The sequence below is a fragment of the Luteolibacter arcticus genome (genome assembly GCF_025950235.1).
Lineage (GTDB): Bacteria > Verrucomicrobiota > Verrucomicrobiia > Verrucomicrobiales > Akkermansiaceae > Haloferula > Haloferula arctica.
The window spans coordinates 25,355-42,134 of the sequence record NZ_JAPDDT010000015.1; the positions used below are offsets into that span (position 1 = coordinate 25,355).

A 16,780-nucleotide genomic window follows, 5' to 3' on the forward strand; every position below is an offset into this window, starting at 1 on the left:
CATTCCTTGCTGGCCTCCACCGTCGACCGGTGGCTGAAGAAACACTATCGCGACCCGATCGACCTTCCCGCCTTGGCAGGGGAGATCGGGATCACCCCTTTTTTGCTCTGTCGACTCTATCGCGAGCGCTCCGGGAAGACCCTCCGCCTGAAGCAGCGGGAAATCCGCATCACCCACGCAGCGAAGCTTCTGTCCAATGGAGAGCGGAAGGTCGGCGATGTCGCCCGGGCGGTGGGCTATGGAAGTGTGAGCCACTTCACCAAGGCCTTCCTTGAGGAAAAGGGGACGCTTCCGAGCATTTGGAAAAGCCGGCCACGGATCGTCTCCGTTCCGGAAACGGCGGGCAGCCTGCCGCCACCCGGGCTCACGTTTGTCAGGGCGACCATGGGAGAGGTGCCGCCGGAGCTTTCCTACGAGTCCGGGCAATGGATGCCTGCGCGCGCCGATCCTGCGCCACGGGCCCGCGCGGGACGAGGTTCCAAGCGCTCCGGAAAGCGATGGCAGGAAGGGAACGCCTTTCTCGATTGAGCCCGGCTCAGTAGCCCTTCGCCGGGTCGACCCGGTTCTTGAGCGCCAGGCCGCGGGCGAACCGGGACAGGTTGGTTAGAACCAATTCGTCCTGCCGGTCGGGCCGCTGGTCCGACGCCCAGGCCACGTGGGGCGTGATGACGACATTCGGCATCTTCCACAGCGGGTGATCCTGCGGCAGCGGTTCGGGGTCGGTGACGTCGAGGCCGGCTCCGGCGAGCTTCTTTTCCTGAAGGGCCTTCACCAGGGCGTCGGTGTCCACGATCTTGCCGCGCGAGACGTTGATCAGATAGGCCCCTTTTTTCATCGCGGCGAATTGGGTGGCCCCGAGCATTTTCTCCGTCTGGGGGGTATGCGGGACGCAGCTCACCACGACATCGGCGTCGGGCAGCAGTTCGTCGAGTTCGTCCGGCTTGCCGCTACGGTCGAGGGTCTGGGAAATCGGCAGGTCCTTGGGGTCGATCGCAATGACTTTCATGCCGAAGGCCTTGGCGCGCTCCGCGACCTGGGTGCCGATCCCGCCGTAGCCGATGACCATCAGCGTGCGGCCGCGCAGCTCGATCATCGGAAGCCGGGCATCGTTTCTGCCCCAGGCGCCTTGATCCTGTGCCCGCTGGAAGGCGGCCAGGTTGCGCGTCAGGGAGAGCAGCAGCGCGAACGCGTGGTCGGCGATCTCGGGGCCCTGCTGGATCTTGAAATTCGTCAGCGTGACCGAGCCGTCCTTGATCTTTTGCAAGGCGGCGAAGCGCTCGATGCCCGCGCCGGAAATGTGGATCCAGCGGAGCTTCGTGCCGGCTTCGAGCAGCCCCTCGTCCGGCGAACCGATGTAGCCTTCCGCGGCGGCGATCTTTTCCTTCGCGTCGCGCGAGCTGCCGTAGAAGTCGAACTTGAGCGTGGGGTGCTCCTTGGTGAGACCGGCGACCTCGTCCTTCATCGACTCCGGCAGCAGCACGGACTGGGCGGACGCGGTGCCTAGCAGGCAAGCGAGGGCGAGGGCGGCTTTCATGATCCGGAGCTATACGCGAGCGATCCCGGCCACGAAACAAGGAATCACGAGGGAATGGGCTCCAGGTCGGCGGTTTTGATGATCTCCCACTCGCCATCCTTGCCGATCTTCATCACCCAGTCGTGATATTTCAGGAGCGTCGAGCGGTGACCGACGCTGACGTAGGTGTAGCGGTGCTCGCGGAGGTAGAGGTAGAGGTGTTCTTCATTGGGCTCGTCGAGCGCGCTCGACGATTCGTCCAGGAAGGCGATCGCGGGCTTCTTCATGAGCAGGCGGGCGAATGACAGCCGCTGCTGCTCGCCCAAGGAGAGCATGTTCGCCCAATCGGCCTCGCGGTCGAAATCGCCGTCCACCCGCTTGGCCAGTTCGGGCAGGTTCACCGTTTCGAGCACCTCCTGCAAGGTGGCGGGGTCGGTGTCGCGCCGGGCTTCCGGGTAGTCGAGCTGGGTGCGCAGGCTTCCGGGGACCATGTAGGGTCGCTGGGGCAGGAACATCATGTTCCGATACGGCGGGCGGCCGATCTTGCCCTCGCCAGAGTTCCAGAGGCCGGCGATGGTACGCAGCAGGGAACTCTTGCCCGAGCCGCTCTCTCCCATGATCAGCAGGCTCTTTCCCGGCGGAAGGCGGAAGGTGAGATCGCGCAGCAAGATGCGTTCGCCGCCCGGCGTGGCCACCGTGAGATTCTCCAGCGCAATCGTGCGCTTCTCCTCGCTTATCTCGATTTGCTCGTCGGTCTCGGCTTCGAGGTCGTCTTCTACGTCCCGCTCGTCGAGGAATTCCCACAGCGATCCCAAGCGGGTGACGCCGGCGGCGAAGGCGCTCAGCCTTTCGAACTGGGTGATGAAGAGCGACACCGCCGCGAGGAAGGCACCAAAGGCACCCATCGCTTGGGGGATGGTGCCGAACTCAACCTCCCCCCGCAGGAAGAGTGGCGCGACAATCGCCAGCGGCAGGATCAAGGCGAGCGAGTTGTAGCCGGTGGTGAAGAAGGCCAGATTCCGGTTCCACTTGATCAGCACCACCATGTTGCCCACCACGCCGCCGAGCCGCCGCCGCAGGTCGCGCAGCTCCTTGCGCTCGCCGCGGTAGAATGCGATCGATTCGGCGTTGTCCCGGACCCGCACCAAGCCGTAGCGGAGGTTCGCCTCGCGCTCGTACTGGAGGTAGTTCAGGCCGATCAGCCGCCGGCCAATGAGAAAGGCGACCAGTGTGCCGAAGAGGGCGTAGCCCACCAGCACGGCCACCAGCGTCCCGGAGATCATCCACAACTCACGGGCGAATCCGAGGATCTGAATAATCGAGTTGATCACCAGCAGCGAGAACGACAGCGAGGTGGTGGTGAAATTCCGGGCGTCTTCCGAGATGCGCTGGTCCGGGTTGTCGATCTCCTCATGGCCCTGCAAGCGGTAGTAGGCCCGGTTCGAGAAGTACCGGATCATGAAGGTGCGGGCGAGGAAGTCCCGCCAGTTCAGGGCGAGCCGCTCTTCCACGTATCGATAGAACGCAGCCAGCGGAATGCTCGCGGCGAAGGTGCCGATGTAGATCCACAGCGCTCGCTCGAAGCCCTCCGTGTCCTGCTTTTCGAGCGCGGTCATCACGTCCCGCATGACCCGCAGCGAGAAGATCGAGACCCACGTCACCGCGACGGAGAGCGTGATCAGCGTGCCGAGCTGTGTCCACGCCTTGCCCCGGGTTTTTCCGAAGAAGTAGGGGCGGATCAGCCGCCAAAGTTGCTTCCAGACGTGGCGGGTGAACTTGGGAGGTTGATCCATGGACAGTCCCATCCATTCGCCCGGAATGGTGTTTTTCGCGAGCGAAAAGCGTTCAACCTCACTTGGCCGCGCGCGGCAGCGCTAGCACGAAGCAGGCGCCCTTTCCCGTCGGTGCGAGCTGGAGGTCTCCTCCACCGGCGCGAGCGAGGCGACGCGACAAGGAGAGTCCGAGGCCCACGCCGGGGCGGCTTTCCGCAGCGGCGGCGGCCGACTTGTGGAAGGCGCGGAAGACCCGGCGGCGTTCCTTGGGGGAGATGCCCTGCCCGTGGTCGCGCACCCGGAGTTCGAGGAAACGGCCGGCGGCCGCTGCTTCCAGATGCACCTCCGGTGGCACCGAGCCGGCGGCATACTTCGCGGCATTGTCGATCAGGTTGAAAAGCACGTGCTCCACGGCAGCGACGTCGGCTTTCACGATGGAGTGCCAGGCCGGTGCGGAGAGGTCGGTTTGCAGGGTTAGGCCCGCTTCTAACAATCGCTCTGCAAGGCGCTGGACCATCGGCGTCACCAAATCGGCGGCGGCGATTTCGCAGGTGGTGGCACGGGCGCTGCCCCGCTCGATGCGCGAGAAGGCGAGCACGTTTTCCACGAGGTGGGAGAGCCGCTCGGCCTCGCGGCGGAGGGTGCGGAAGTAGTCGCCGCGCTTTTCCTCCTTCACCGCCCCGCTTTCCAACATTTCCGAATAGAGCTGGAAGGTGGTGAGCGGGGTACGCAGCTCGTGGGTGACGGCGGAAACGAAGGAGGCGCGCTTTTCGCTCAGCCGCAGCAGACCGCCGACGAGCAGCCAGGCGGCGGCAATGGCGAGGACGGCGGCCGTCCAGCCCGCCGCGAGGGGGAGCCAGGCGGGGCGGGGAAGGCCCGGAGGGGGGGGGGAGGGGGGGGTGCCCGCGTGGAATTTCAGCGGGAAGCTCGCGAGGGACATGCCCGCGCCATCGTCCGGGCCCGTGATGCGGATGAGCCGGGCCGTCGGGAAAAGATCGGCGATTTCAGTGAGGAGCATCGCCTCCAGTTTCGTGGCATCGAGCCACGAGCCCTGGATTGAGCGGAGCAGCGAGCCGTCGGGGCGCTGCCACTGCAAATGACGCAGGAGGAAAAGTTCGCCGCCGATCCATGCGGGCCGCGGCAGGCCGCTGCGCGCGAGGTTCCAGTCTGGGGCGATGTTCCATGTGGAGGGAAGGGTGTTGTTTTGAAGGAAGACCTTGTCCTCGTACTGGTTCTTGCTGACGTCGAGGGCGCTCTTTACGACCCGCCCGCGGTTGCCGAGTTCCTTGCCGTTGGCGAGTACCTGGTACTCCGGGTCTGCTCGCTGCTGCTGGGCGGCTTCCTGGGGTTTCTCCGCGGAGGGCTGGGGAGAGGACCAGGCGGAGGGCATCTCCGGCATCAGCGCGCAGACGGCGGGAAACAGCGGGCCATTCACGGGCTCGACCTTGAGCAGGTTGGCCAGCGGCGTCTCTTCCTCCGGCCGGTCGCGGACCAAGGTGCCGTCCTCCCGGGCCTCGAAGCGCAGGCGCACCTCGGCCTTTGGTGCTTCCTTGGACGGCGGGGAAATCACCGGCCGCTGCGCTTCATCGGCGATCCATGCGGTGGCGGCGGCATCCATCCGCCACAGGGCGAGGCGGATGTTCTCCTGCTGGACCGCACGCGATTCGGCGAGCGCCCGTTCGCGCTCCGCCGAGAAGGTGGCACGGGTGATCGCCGCCATGGCACCGAGCAGGGCGATGGCGCACACCGCCACCAGCCCGTGAACCAGCCAGCCGTTCTTCCGCTTCAGGTTCATGCGTGGAATCTCCACCCCTTTCCTCGGACGGTCACCAGCAATTGCTGGTCGCGGTCGCGCAGCTTGGTCCGCAGGTGCATGATGTGCATGTCCAGCGTGCGCGTTTCCGTGCGCGCGGGGTCGAGGCCCCACACGTGGCGGAGGATTTCATCCCGCGACACGACCCGGCCGGCGGCATCTAACAAATAGCGGAGCAACCCTGCCTCGCGCTCGGAAAGCTCGGCGTCATCGCCATCGTGGAAGGCGATCTTGCCGGAGGTGAGATCGACCTTGGCGCCGGGCAGCTCCCGTTCCTCCGCCGGGGCCGGGCGCTCGCAGGTGCGGCGCAGCACGGCTTCGACACGAGCCAGCAGCTCGCGCACGCTGAAGGGCTTCATCACGTAGTCGTCCGCGCCGAGACCGAGGCCACGCACGCGGTCGTTCTCCTCGCCGCGGGCGGAAAGGATGATCACCGCCTGGCCGGGACGCCTCTTTTTCAGCTCGGAGAGGATCGAGAAGCCGTCGCGTCCGGGCAGCACCAGATCGAGCAGGAGCAGCCGGTAGTTGGCCCGGAGTGCGAGGTCGAGCCCGCCATTGCCGTCGCCGGCTTCCAACGTACGATAGCCGCCGTACTCCAGCGCATCGACCACGCCGCGGCGGATCGCGGTGTCGTCTTCGATCACGAGGATGGTGGTGTCGGGCATAGGCACATGGATTACACGGAAAAGGGAAACGGCGGCAGTCTAAACGCGAGACCGCCGCCGTTCCGTCAAGGCCGTGTAAAATCCGAGGCTGCCCTGTAGGCCGGCCACCAAGGGTTGGTCGTCCGGGCTTTAGCGAGACTCTTTGGTGGGAGGCCTTTAAGCTCTGGCGAGTCCGGCTGAAGCCGGGACAACGTGCCACTTGGATCGTAACCTCGCCCTAGCCCCTACCAGCAGCCTCCCGTGCTCACTTCCCTTCTGCAAGGGAGCGGATCGCCTCCACGGGGACGCAGTTCTTGACCACCATCTGGACCGGTCCTTTGGGAGAGCCGTCGTCGGAGTCGTAGTAGATCGACTCGGTGCTGGAAACCATGCCGACCACCTCGCCGGCGTTGTTGAAGACCGGCCCGCCTGAGGACCCCTTCGCATAGTCGGCGGTGATCGACATCCATGTGGCGGCACCTTTGTCGCCGCGTGCAGGCTGGGCGTGGTAGCGGGAAACTTCGCCCGAGGTATGCATGAAATAGCGGCGTCCCGGGTGGCTGATGACCCGGACCTTGTCGCCGATGCCGGCGGCTTTTCCCAGCGGCATCGGCTGGAAGCCCTCGCCCTTCACCCGGAACAGCGCGATATCGGCAGCGGGATCGATCGCCATGACGGTGGTGATCGGGTAGCATTTGCCCTCGCGATCACAAACGCCCATCGCAGCGCCCTTGGCGTTCGCCAGGACGTGGGCGTTGGTGGCCATCAGGCCGTCCTCGCTGAGGCACCAAGCGGTGGCGACACCACCGGCATGCCATTTGTCGCACTTGTCGCATTTGTACACCGAGCCGACGAGGAAGACCGACCGCGCGAGCTGTTCGTAATCGGAGCTCGCGACCGGTTTCGAGGTGAGTTCGATGCTTGGTTCGCAGCGACGTGCGGCCTTGGCGGACTCGGCGATTTCCGTGGCGGCCGGGATTCCGTCCGCGCCTGCGAAGGCACCCACTCCGGTTTGGAAGGAGCGCATCAGTTGCGCGTCATCAATCACCGGCGGTGCCGCGGGAGACAGAGCCGGGATCAACAGTGCGACCAGAAACAGCGGCTTGAGCGAAAACAGGCGGTGCATGGTACGATAAACGGTGAATCGGCGCACCTTTCCGCGCCGATTCCGCATTTGCGAGCCAAAAGGCCTGCTCAATCGTTGCTGCCAGCCAGCGCGTCCATCAGGTAGCGCGCCGGGCGGAAGTTCTCGATGAGGACCTCGCGCTGGGTGCCGCGCTTCATGCGGACCTGCTTGATGTTGAAGTTAGGCGTCTTGTGCGGCGCGAAGAGGATGTCGTCGTGGGTCGAGTTCTCGTGCTTCTTGAACATTTCCGGCACGATGTCGCCGCCGAGATGGTCGTCGCGACCGGTGGCGAGATGGCAGGTGCCGAGCACCTTCTCATCCTGGATGTCCGCGCCGGAAACCGGTAGCACCTGGGTGCCGAAGCCGAGTTCGCCGAGCGTGCCGGTCATCGGGTCGTCCTGCAGGCGGGCGTTGTGGGCGTCGATGGTGGCCTGATTGCCTTGGATCAGCTCGGACTTGATGATGTTGCGGTTCTCGACCGTCAGCACGCCGAGGGTGCCGTCCTCGTACTTCATCGGGAAATGGCCGCGGGCATCCTGCGGGACGAAATAGACCTCACCGGCCGGCAAGTTCGCGATGTCCGGCTTCTCGCCTTGGCAAAGGCCGTGCGACTTCTGTGCTTCCTGGCCGCCGAGGCCGAGCCAAGCGGTGAGCACGCGACCGTCTTCCAGCGCGAAGTCGATCTCGATGTCGTCCGCCTTGGTCAGGGCGAGGCGCAGCTTTTCGGCATCCTTCGAGACTTCCTCGTAATCCACCGCGAGGCCGGAGCCGAGGATGATGTCGTTTAGTCCGTGCAGCGTCGCGCCGCGGAAACCGAACTCCTTGGCCTTGGCCGTCAGCGGCGCGGTGGCGGAGAAGGTGGAGATGCAGAGGATCAGGTCGTAGTTCGGATACAGGTCCGCATTCAGCGAGAGCTGCTTGCCATCGGTGTCCCAGACCTCGTCTTCCAGGTCGAGGTTCGAGCCGTGGGTGGTCTTGTAGGCGAACATTTCGCCGCCGTTCATCCCGAGGGCCTTCATCGCGCCGTTTTTCAGGCCCTCATAAAAAGCTTCGTGGGCCTTCTTCTGCACCGGGAAACCGGGCTGCTGGAGGAAGGCGAAGTCCTCGATCAGCGAGGCGGGCTCGTCGAAGTCGGTCAGGATGCAGACGCGGCAGCCTTGGGTCGGCTTGAAGACGGTGCCGAGCAGGCGGACCAGATCGAAGGGCGGGAATTCCCGGTTCTCCGGATGGAGCAGGATTTCCTCGGACAAGTAGGCGGGGAGGCAAGCTGACGGAGGCATAGGGCCAAAAACTAGGACGGGTGCCGGGCCGCGCAAGGCCACTTTTCTGTCAGCCGGGACGCGGGTTGGCGCGAATAAGAGGCTCTCGTCCCCCGGAAACGGCGTACCGCGAAGTAGACTTGCCAGGTATGGAGTCGGCCTTTGGGGCTTCGGAAGAATGCGGTTGAAAGGGAGGACGGAATCGGAGTGTCATTGGAAACTTGGTGAGATTCCCGACCCATAATAACTTTGCGTGCGCGCTCGCGATGGGCGCTTTGGCCTGTGTTTCCTGTAATCGCAAGAAAGCGCCACCCCAGACCCAACCGGTCTCCGCCGGTCAATCCGCCATGTCTGACCAAGCTTACTCGAACACCAGCGATTTTCCCCTTCCGGCCGAGAAGTTGCCCGACGATGTGAAAGCACAGCTTGACCCGTGGGTCGCAGGCTTTGTCGGGCTCAGCCGCGAGCAGGCAGGCCAGCGTTTGAGGGACCGGTGGAACAGGATCGAGCGGCCGTCACTCCTGGCGCTCCGGGATACACTGTTGAAGTTCGAGGTTCAGGGGATCTCCAAAACCCACTCGGGTTACGCGATTGAAGCCTATCGCCCCGGATCAGAGGATCCGGGGATTGGCGACTATTGGTATCTGTCAGGTCCCATGGATCACGCGGAAATCTCCAAGCGCCTCGCGCCTTTCGGCTTGGAAGGCAACGAAGCCCTGCGGGACTTCCTCTATTATTTTGGTGGTCTTGGGGAAGACACGGAAACCGCAGGCCACTTCGTTTCCGCAGCTCGTGATTGGGCGGTCTTCGAGAACACGCCTGATTCCTTCATCGACTTGCGGACGACGAAGGGCTTTGACGAGTGGAAGGGCGCGCTGATGCTTTTTCATGCCCGGAATGGCTGTCACATTCTCGTCCGGCGCGATGGCACCGTGGGCTGGTGGGTGATGCAGGAAGCGACGGTGACCACCGAAGCTGTGGATTTCGATGGCTTTATCCGGATGTTCAACAAGCACCGCCAGATCTCCTGGCCATTCGACCCCTATCCCCCGGATGAGGGTGAAGATTGAGCTTGGGTCAGATGCTTGCGGTCAGCCCGCCTTCGCCGCCGTCTTGAAGGGATTCCGCTCCGGCGCCTCATCTTGCTCCACGCAGAGCAATAGTTGCTTGATCAGTGTGTTGAGCACCGGTTGCCGGTGGCGGAGCATCACGCCGAAGGGTTCCGGCTTCGCGCCGAGCGCGGCCTTGGGCTCCAGCGCCGTGCGGCCGAAGGAAACCCGCCTGCACCCCAGCGCGATGGCATCGGCGATCCCGGCGTGCAGCAACCGCAGATAGACCGGCAGCCCGGCCGCGGCCTCGCGGTCGAATCCGATGTGATAGGCGAACGCGGTTTCTCCGTCCGCGAGGGTGATCAGGAAGCCCAGCAGTTCGTCTCCCCGCCTGATCCCGCTGCAGCGCATGCGGTCGCCGGCGGCCTGCTGCAAGGCGGGGAAATACTCCGGTCTCAGCTCGAAGGGCCGGAAGTCCGCGTTGTCTTGCACCGCCCGATAGAGTTCGTGCATGCGGCCTTGCAGGGCGGCGAATTCCGGAACGAGTCCGATCGTGCAGCCCGCCTGTTCGATGGGCTTGAGGACATTGTTGCGGATCCCGGCGCGATATTTCGACGAAAGGCTGGCAAGATAGTCGTCGTGGGATTTCCACGCGGGATCGAGGGTGAGAACCATGTTAGGCTCCGTTTCGACATAGCGGTAGCTCAGGTTCGCCAGCGACGAGACTCCCTTGCGGAAAGGCTCGTGGACGTCCTTGATCAGGACGAAGTGGGTGGTGCCGCGCAGCTTGTCTGACATGCGGACCCGGTAGAGAACCTCCGCCACGCCATGCCAGATGGTTTCTTCCGCATAATCCGGCGCAAAGGCGACGCCATGCTGGCCGTAGCTCAGCAGGTTGCCGCAGGTCAGCACCCGCTGGCTCACCTTGCCCGACAGCTTTTCCAGCGCCGCGCACGAAGACGCTTCCGGCGCGGGCTCCTTTCGTTTCCGCACATGGCAGACGCCGATGTCGGCGAGCTGCATGCAAACCGCGGCGACCGGCCGTTGTCCGGCGTCGGAAATGAGCGCGTAGCGCGGCTGGATGTTGGCGGGCAGCACACCTTCAAGAGCCAGCAGGTAGCCGCGCGACATGAAAAACCCCGCGCCCTCCGTCAGCGAGTTCCAAGTGTCCGCATCCAGCATCCCGATCCGGTCGGCGATGGCATACTGGAGTTCCGCCGGGCCTCGCAGCCGCCTGCGCTCGGCCAGCACGTCGCGCACCGCGAGCGCCTTGCGGATGAGATTCATGGATGACTTTCTGACAGATGCCTCTGCCGGACTCAACACCCGTCCAGCATCTGGGAAAGCGAATGATATTCGGCCAGTTCGTGGAGATCGAAGAAGCCCTTCTTCGATTCCGGGTTGGCGATGGCGTTGGGTTTTATCGCCGCGACTTCGATATCCTTGGCGAGGTCGGCATCGATCACGCCGCCGCCTTGGGGTCAAAGCCCCCCGCCGAGGTCCATGCCCTTGTCGCGCATGTCCTGGAGCACACTGGTCATGTCCTCGAGGGTGTCCCACAGCTCGCGCAGGACGAAGATCGGCGCTCCGGCACGGACGGCGATGGCGATGCAGTCGCTGGGGCGGGCGTCGAGTTCGACGATCTTGCGCTCCATGATCTCGTTTTCGGCCTCGAGGATCAGGCGGGCGTAGTAGATTTCCTTGTCGATCGCCACGATCACCGCGCGGCGGACCTTGGCGCCGAAGGCCTCCAGCGTGAGCAGGTAAAGATCGTGCGTCAGCGGTCGCGGCGGGGTCTCGCCGGCGAGGGCAGCATTGATGGAGGCCCCGATGGCGAGGTCGATGTAGAAGACGATCGATTTCTTCCCGTCCCCCAAAAAGACGGCACAGCCGGCGGGGGTGGGAAGCAGGGCGATGGGTTCGACGCGGACCAAATCAGGCACGGCGCCTTTCTCACCGCATCGCCGTAGCAATCCAAGATGAAAGCGCCGGACTCACGTAAACCGAGCCGAAGGAGATCCCGTCTGAATGCCCGATCCGAACGGGAAAATCGTCCGCGCCTTCGCCAATAACACCCGCCACGAGTGGAAAATCCTGGGGTGAGGAACGGCTTCCGAAGGGCAGGAGGACAACGAAAGGGACGAAATCTCGCGAGATTTCCGATGCCGGTGCTTCGTCTCCCTTTCGACTTTTTCGGGCTTTTCGTTGTTCCGAATTCCGCTTCCCATGCGGGACCGGCCGCTTGACACGGGCGATTTGGCGTGCATTCTCCGCGCTCCCGCCGCGTCGGAAACGTGTCCGGGCCCTCTTACCGTCATGAAAAAGGATCTTCATCCCAAGTACAATCCGGTCGTCTTCGTGGATATGACCACCGGCGCCCGTTTCGTCAGCCGCTCGACCAAGTCTTCCGACAAGAAGGAAGTCATCGACGGCGTGGAACACTCCCTCATCTCGATTGGCATCACGTCCGACTCGCATCCGTTCTTCACGGGCAAGTCGACCTTCGTGGACACCGAAGGCCGTATCGACAAATTCCAGAAGCGCTTCGGTGCGGTCCGCCGCGTCAGCAAGCCGAAGGTTGGCTAAGCCGCTTCTCGAGCCTCGCTTTCCCAAAACGCCCGTCCGCACCCGCGGCCGGGCGTTTTTCTTTTCGTCCGGTCAGGGATTCAAGAATGGGGCTAAGATGGATGGGATGGATGGGATGGCTCGAATGCTGGCCGCTCGCAATCAGCACCACCATCCTGTCTTCCATCTGCGTCAATCTGCGTAATCTGCGGTTGAATTCTTCCGCTGATCCGAGGTGGCTCGGAAAAGGCCAAAAGGCATTTAACCGCAGATTACGCAGATGGACGCAGATTGAGAAGATCGGTGGCGACGGAGTGCACGGGTGGAAAGGATGGGATGGGAAAGGGGGTTCACATCCGGAAACGCTGGGTGATAACAGTCTTCGGCACCGTGCCTTTATCTGCGTCAATCCGTGTAATCTGCGGTGGAATCTTCCGCTGATCCCTAGGTGCCTTGGAAAAGGCCAAAAGGCATTCAACCGCAGATTACGCAGACGGACGAAGATTGAGAAGATCGGTGGTGCCGGAGGAGCCGAACGAAGCGGATGCGCGAGGGCTCTTTGACCAGTCTCTCCGGCATTTCGAACCTATCCACCCATCCAGAAACTCTGGGTCGATCAAAGTCCTCGGCACCGTGCCTTTATCTGCGTCAATCCGTGTTATCTGCGGTTGAATCCTTCCGCTGATTCGAGGTTGCTTCGGAAAAAGCCAAAAGGCATTTAACCGCAGATTACACAGATGGACGCAGATTTAGAAGATCGGCGAAGACGGAGGACCAGAACGAATGGGATGCGCGAGGGCTCTTTCGCCAGTCTCTCCAGCATTTCCATCCTATCTATCCTATCCATCCCGGTCCCAAAATCGGATGGGCTCAGGGATTGAGGAAGTTCGCGATGGTTTCCTGCGCGTGCTTCAGGTTGTCCCCGGCGTCTTCGCCCTGCTCCAGTTTGCCGGCGTGGTCGAAGTGGATCATGAAGAGCTGCTTGCCGTCGTAGGTGTCCTTCATCGAGAAGGTGTCTTTTTCCTTCAGGATCGTGGTCCAAGTGTCGCGGACGTTTTTCCAGTAGCCGTTGGTCTTGGCCCAGTAGGCATTGAAGCCGGTGGCCAGATCGGGGGCCGTGATTTCCTCGTAGCGGTCGACGCCGAGTTCCTTGCCGCGGGTGTGGCGGGTGCCGTCCTTGTCCACCTGCACCTTGCGGTTGTTCTGCACGTGGACCCAGCCATTCGGGGTGATGCTGATCTCTTGGGTGCCCTCGAGGACGTTGTAGTCCTTGCGGATGGTGAACTCTCGACGGGGGAGGGGGCGCGGGCAGTCGTCGCTGCGCCAGGTGGAAAGCCCGCCATCGTGGGTCCATGCGCCAGCCACCTCGTATCGGGGCGAATCATCGACTTGGAAGACCGCCTGCGACCAGCGGCCCTGCGGGTTCGCGGTCGGCGTCTTCTTCCACGTCAGGTCGCCCTGATAGACCTGCAACTCGGGATCTTGCCAGGTCCAGTCCTGCCGCCAGTGCTTCATCACGTGCGGGCCCTCGGTTTCGCCCTTGTCGTTCTTGAAATACATCACCAGCGAGTGCTGGAGGCTGATGAACTCGCTGCGGTCTTCCAACACGGTGACGTTTTCGGTGCCCCACGAGAAATAGGGGCGGGTCGGCTTGAAGTTCTCCGCCAGGCCGAGGGTTTCGGTGAAGTCGAAGCTGACGCGGTAGCTGCCGGACATCGCGAGGATCGCGCGGCGGTCCTGCTCGAGCTTTGAGAGACCGGGCTCCTGAAGTTTTCTCCATGCGTCCTTGGAGCCTTGGAGCAGTGTCACTTCCGAGCCTTTGGTGGTACCGCCGCGCGGCTTCATTTCCTTCCAGTCCATGAACGGCCAAGCGAAGACATGGCCGCCGGCGGCGGCGGGTTCCGGCTTGGGCTCTTGGGCGGGCAAGGTTTGAAGGCCGGCACAGGCCGCGAGCCAAAGGAGATAGGCGGGGCGTTTCATGAGAATCGCGGAGAGCCTAGACGGCTTGGCGATTTCCTCAACGCGAGATCTTGGCGGCTGGTTGCTTCGTGAAAACCCGGTGTGCGGAGCCTGTCGGGTTTCCGAGGGCGATTCCGTTAATCCATGCACCCCGTCATTCTGGCTTCACCCGGTTCCATGCCCGTCATCCGCGCCTTATTTGCCTCCGCCCTTGCCTGCCTTTCGGCGGCGCGTGGTGACCTGACATATGTGGATGCGACGTCCGGCGCGGGGGGGAATACGACCTTGGCCAATGGCACCTCCTACACCCCGCCGCTCAATGGCACCAATGGCGCCGACCAGCAGTGGGAGCAGCGGACGGTGTTTGGCTCGGGGGGAAATGTCTATGAGTCCGGCGGGGAGGGGGGCGAGAACGCGCCTGAGCTGCGGATGAAACTCACGGGGCTGGTGGCGGGGGGCACTTACCGGGTCCGGGTGCATTTCTGGGATGCGGGTCCGGCCTGGCGCATTCGCGCGGGGTTCAATTCGTCGCCGGGGGGCAATACGCTCTTCGCGAACCAAGCGGAAGCGGCGGGCATCGGTGCCACCGGCGCGGTCGCGGCGAGCACCCTGAGCTATGCCTTGGTGCCCACGACCTTCGTGGAGGATGACCGCACGATGTATTCCGCGGACTTGGGCACGACCCTTGCGAATGGCAGCGGTGAGATCCCGGTCTTCATCGATGACCTCGCGCCGGTGCTCGGGGCGAATGAACGCACGTGGTTCGATGGCATCTCCTACGAAGCCGCCGCGCCGGTGAACGCGGTCCGCTATGTGGATGCGACCACCGGCAATACGACGCGCTGGGACGCCACGACCTTCGCACCGGCTGCCGATGGTGTGACCGGCGCGGACAACAATTGGGAGCGGCGAGCGCTTGGAAACAGCGGCACGGTCTTCGAAGCGAACTTCGAGGCTCCGGAAAACGCACCGCTGCTGGTGACCGAGTTGACCGGTCTGACGCCTTCGACCTCCTACGTCCTTTACGCCTACTTCTGGACCGATGGTGGAAACTGGCGGCTCAAGGCATCCGTCAGTGTCGGCGACATCCAGATCAATGGCACGCCGGGAAACCTGGCCGACGACTTCCTCCCCACCACGCCGCCCACGCATTTCGCGGCGAACGACAACGCCGGGGGCACCGCCACGGTGGGCTCGCTGGCCTCGGCCACGACGTTCACGATTGCTCCGCTGGTCACGGAAGGAAATCGCACGCTGATGCACGCAAACCTCGGCACCGCGACCAGCGACGCGGGCGGCTCGATCAAGGTTTACATCGACGACTTCGCCGCCGGCAGCGCGGTGCCGCGCACGTGGTATGATGGCGTCGGCTACAAGCCGGCCCTGGCGCTCGAGCCGGCGCAGGACGAGGACGGCGATGGACTGACCAATGGCCAGGAGGCAACGCTGGGCACCGATCCCTACTTGGTCGATACCGACGGGGATTCCCATGGCGACAAGGTGGAGGTCGATGCGGGCTCCGATCCGCTCAAGGCCACGTCGATCCCGCCGCTGCCAGGCAACGGCATCGGCATCGCTCCGGACGGCGCGTGGACGTGGTTCAATGATGAGCGCGCGATCTTCCATCAGGGTTCGCTCTTCACCGGCTACGTGAAGGGCAACGGCCAGTATGGCATCACCCGCTACGATCCCGCGGCGCATGAGGTCTTTCACATGGTCATCAGCACCGCGGCCTCGCAGCAGCAGGATGACCACAACAACCCGTCGATCACCGTGTTGCCAGATGGGAAGCTGCTGGTGATCTACTCGAAGCATCATGGCGGCTCGCAATTCTATCAGCGCACCTCGCTGGTGCCGCTGCCGTCCACCAATGCCGATTGGGGCCCGGAGATCACGGTGGCGATGCCGAACAACCACACCTACTCAAACGCCTACCTGCTAACCGGGGAAAGCAACGCGATCTACAATTTCTCCCGCTGCGTCAACTTCAACCCGACGATCACCAAGTCGCTCAACAACGGTGTCACCTGGGAGACGCCGCAGCAGATGATCGAGGTCGGCACCAATAACGTGCGGCCCTACTCGCGCTATTGCTCGAACCACACCGACCGCATCGACCTGATCTATACCGACGGCCACCCGCGGGACGTGGACAATTCGATCTACCACATGTTTTACAAGGCGGGCGCGTTCTGCAAAACCGACGGGACGCTGATCGACACGATGGCGAACCTGCCGCTCGACCATCAGGGCGGGCAACGCGGGTCGGTGATCTATCAATATTCCAATGCGGCGTGGGGCTTGGGGCAGGGGCCGGACCACTGGATCCCCGGTGCGCGAGGGTGGACGTGGGATGTTCACTACGGCACTGGCGGGAATCCGGTGTGCGTGTTCCAGGTGCAGACCGGCACCGATGCGACGTGGGCGACCTCGCGGATCTTTTACTACTTCGCCCGCTGGAACGGCACGGCTTGGGAGCGGAAGTTCATCGCTCAAGGCGGGCGCGGCATTTACGCGGCGGAGTCGGATTACGGCGGCGGCATGTCGATCGATCCCTCGCACCCGAACGTCATCTACATTTCCTCGAACGCGGCGAATCCCTTCAACCTCGCCGACGTCAGCAACGTGCCGCTGCGGGCGAATGCGCGCTATGAACTCTACCGCGGTGTCACCACCGATGGCGGGCAGACCTTCACGTGGGAGCAGCTCACCACGAATTCGGAGCGCGATAATCTGCGGCCGATCGTGCCGGAGAACCACGGCTACGAACGCGCGCTGCTGTGGTTCAACGGCACCTACAGCTCCTACACCAACTACAACACGCGGGTGCTGGCGATCATGGAGAACAGCCTCTCGATGCGCTCGTCGAGCTTCGGCGGGAACACCGCCACGCTGACGTGGAACTCCTCGCCGGGTCAGATGTATCGAATCACCGGTTCGGCCGATCTTGCCGGCTTTCCACTGGAGGCGGCCGCTGCGATCGAGTCGCAGGGCGGTACCACGAGCCACACGTTTGCCTTTCCACTGCCGCTCCATAACGCTCCCAAGGCGTTCTTCCGCGTCGAGACCGAGTGAGCGGC

The 16,780-nt window shown here is 63.5% G+C and carries 14 protein-coding genes; 4 read left to right on the forward strand and 10 right to left on the reverse strand.

Annotated features, from left to right (window positions below; all coding sequences use genetic code 11):
* The first annotated feature begins 6 nt into the window (after positions 1-6).
* Positions 7-528 carry a helix-turn-helix transcriptional regulator gene (locus tag OKA05_RS23535; protein WP_264489655.1) on the forward strand — a complete coding sequence of 174 codons (522 nt, stop codon included), beginning with the start codon at positions 7-9 and terminating at the stop codon, positions 526-528.
* A gap of 7 nt (positions 529-535) precedes the next feature.
* On the opposite strand, the gene OKA05_RS23540 is transcribed toward OKA05_RS23535, so the two are convergent.
* The 6 genes from OKA05_RS23540 to OKA05_RS23565 form a co-directional block, all read right to left on the reverse strand.
* Positions 536-1,534: a D-2-hydroxyacid dehydrogenase gene (locus OKA05_RS23540; protein ID WP_264489656.1), complete on the reverse strand. Its 999-nt coding sequence runs from the start codon at positions 1,532-1,534 to the stop codon at positions 536-538.
* Between the two features lie 44 nt (positions 1,535-1,578).
* Entirely contained in the window at positions 1,579-3,306 is a 1,728-nt protein-coding gene (locus OKA05_RS23545) for an ABC transporter ATP-binding protein/permease (RefSeq protein ID WP_264489657.1), read from the reverse strand.
* 58 nt (positions 3,307-3,364) lie between these two features.
* A complete protein-coding gene (locus OKA05_RS23550; protein ID WP_264489658.1) occupies positions 3,365-5,080 on the reverse strand; it encodes a sensor histidine kinase in 1,716 nt (571 codons plus the stop codon).
* On the reverse strand, positions 5,077-5,763 hold the full coding sequence (locus OKA05_RS23555) for a response regulator transcription factor (protein ID WP_264489659.1): 687 nt from the start codon (positions 5,761-5,763) through the stop codon (positions 5,077-5,079). The genes OKA05_RS23550 and OKA05_RS23555 overlap by 4 nt, the downstream gene beginning before the upstream one ends.
* Before the next feature lie 244 nt (positions 5,764-6,007).
* Positions 6,008-6,868 carry a S1 family peptidase gene (locus tag OKA05_RS23560; protein WP_264489660.1) on the reverse strand — a complete coding sequence of 287 codons (861 nt, stop codon included), beginning with the start codon at positions 6,866-6,868 and terminating at the stop codon, positions 6,008-6,010.
* Positions 6,869-6,936: 68 nt separating this feature from the next.
* Positions 6,937-8,148 carry a M29 family metallopeptidase gene (locus tag OKA05_RS23565; RefSeq protein WP_264489661.1) on the reverse strand — a complete coding sequence of 404 codons (1,212 nt, stop codon included), beginning with the start codon at positions 8,146-8,148 and terminating at the stop codon, positions 6,937-6,939.
* A 326-nt stretch (positions 8,149-8,474) separates the two neighbouring features.
* Between OKA05_RS23565 and OKA05_RS23570 the strand changes: the two genes are divergently transcribed.
* A complete protein-coding gene (locus tag OKA05_RS23570; RefSeq protein WP_264489662.1) occupies positions 8,475-9,197 on the forward strand; it encodes a hypothetical protein in 723 nt (240 codons plus the stop codon).
* Between the two features lie 21 nt (positions 9,198-9,218).
* Here the strand turns inward: OKA05_RS23570 and OKA05_RS23575 are convergent, their stop codons facing one another.
* Genes OKA05_RS23575 through OKA05_RS23585 form a run of 3 tightly spaced genes read right to left on the reverse strand, consistent with a single transcriptional unit; the run spans position 9,219 to position 11,119 of the window.
* Positions 9,219-10,463, reverse strand: a complete 1,245-nt coding sequence (locus OKA05_RS23575; RefSeq protein ID WP_264489663.1) for a GNAT family N-acetyltransferase — start codon at positions 10,461-10,463, stop codon at positions 9,219-9,221.
* A gap of 32 nt (positions 10,464-10,495) precedes the next feature.
* Positions 10,496-10,642 carry a hypothetical protein gene (locus OKA05_RS23580; protein WP_264489664.1) on the reverse strand — a complete coding sequence of 49 codons (147 nt, stop codon included), beginning with the start codon at positions 10,640-10,642 and terminating at the stop codon, positions 10,496-10,498.
* 15 nt (positions 10,643-10,657) lie between these two features.
* Positions 10,658-11,119, reverse strand: coding sequence for a bifunctional nuclease family protein (locus OKA05_RS23585; RefSeq protein ID WP_264489665.1), 462 nt, complete (start codon positions 11,117-11,119; stop codon positions 10,658-10,660).
* A 373-nt stretch (positions 11,120-11,492) separates the two neighbouring features.
* Here OKA05_RS23585 and OKA05_RS23590 point away from each other — a divergent pair, with 373 nt between their 5' ends.
* A complete protein-coding gene (locus tag OKA05_RS23590; protein WP_264489666.1) occupies positions 11,493-11,762 on the forward strand; it encodes a type B 50S ribosomal protein L31 in 270 nt (89 codons plus the stop codon).
* Between the two features lie 849 nt (positions 11,763-12,611).
* On the opposite strand, the gene OKA05_RS23595 is transcribed toward OKA05_RS23590, so the two are convergent.
* On the reverse strand, positions 12,612-13,721 hold the full coding sequence (locus OKA05_RS23595; RefSeq protein WP_264489667.1) for a DUF6607 family protein: 1,110 nt from the start codon (positions 13,719-13,721) through the stop codon (positions 12,612-12,614).
* 123 nt (positions 13,722-13,844) lie between these two features.
* Between OKA05_RS23595 and OKA05_RS23600 the strand changes: the two genes are divergently transcribed.
* Entirely contained in the window at positions 13,845-16,775 is a 2,931-nt protein-coding gene (locus OKA05_RS23600; protein ID WP_264489668.1) for a BNR-4 repeat-containing protein, read from the forward strand.
* Positions 16,776-16,780 lie beyond the last annotated feature (5 nt).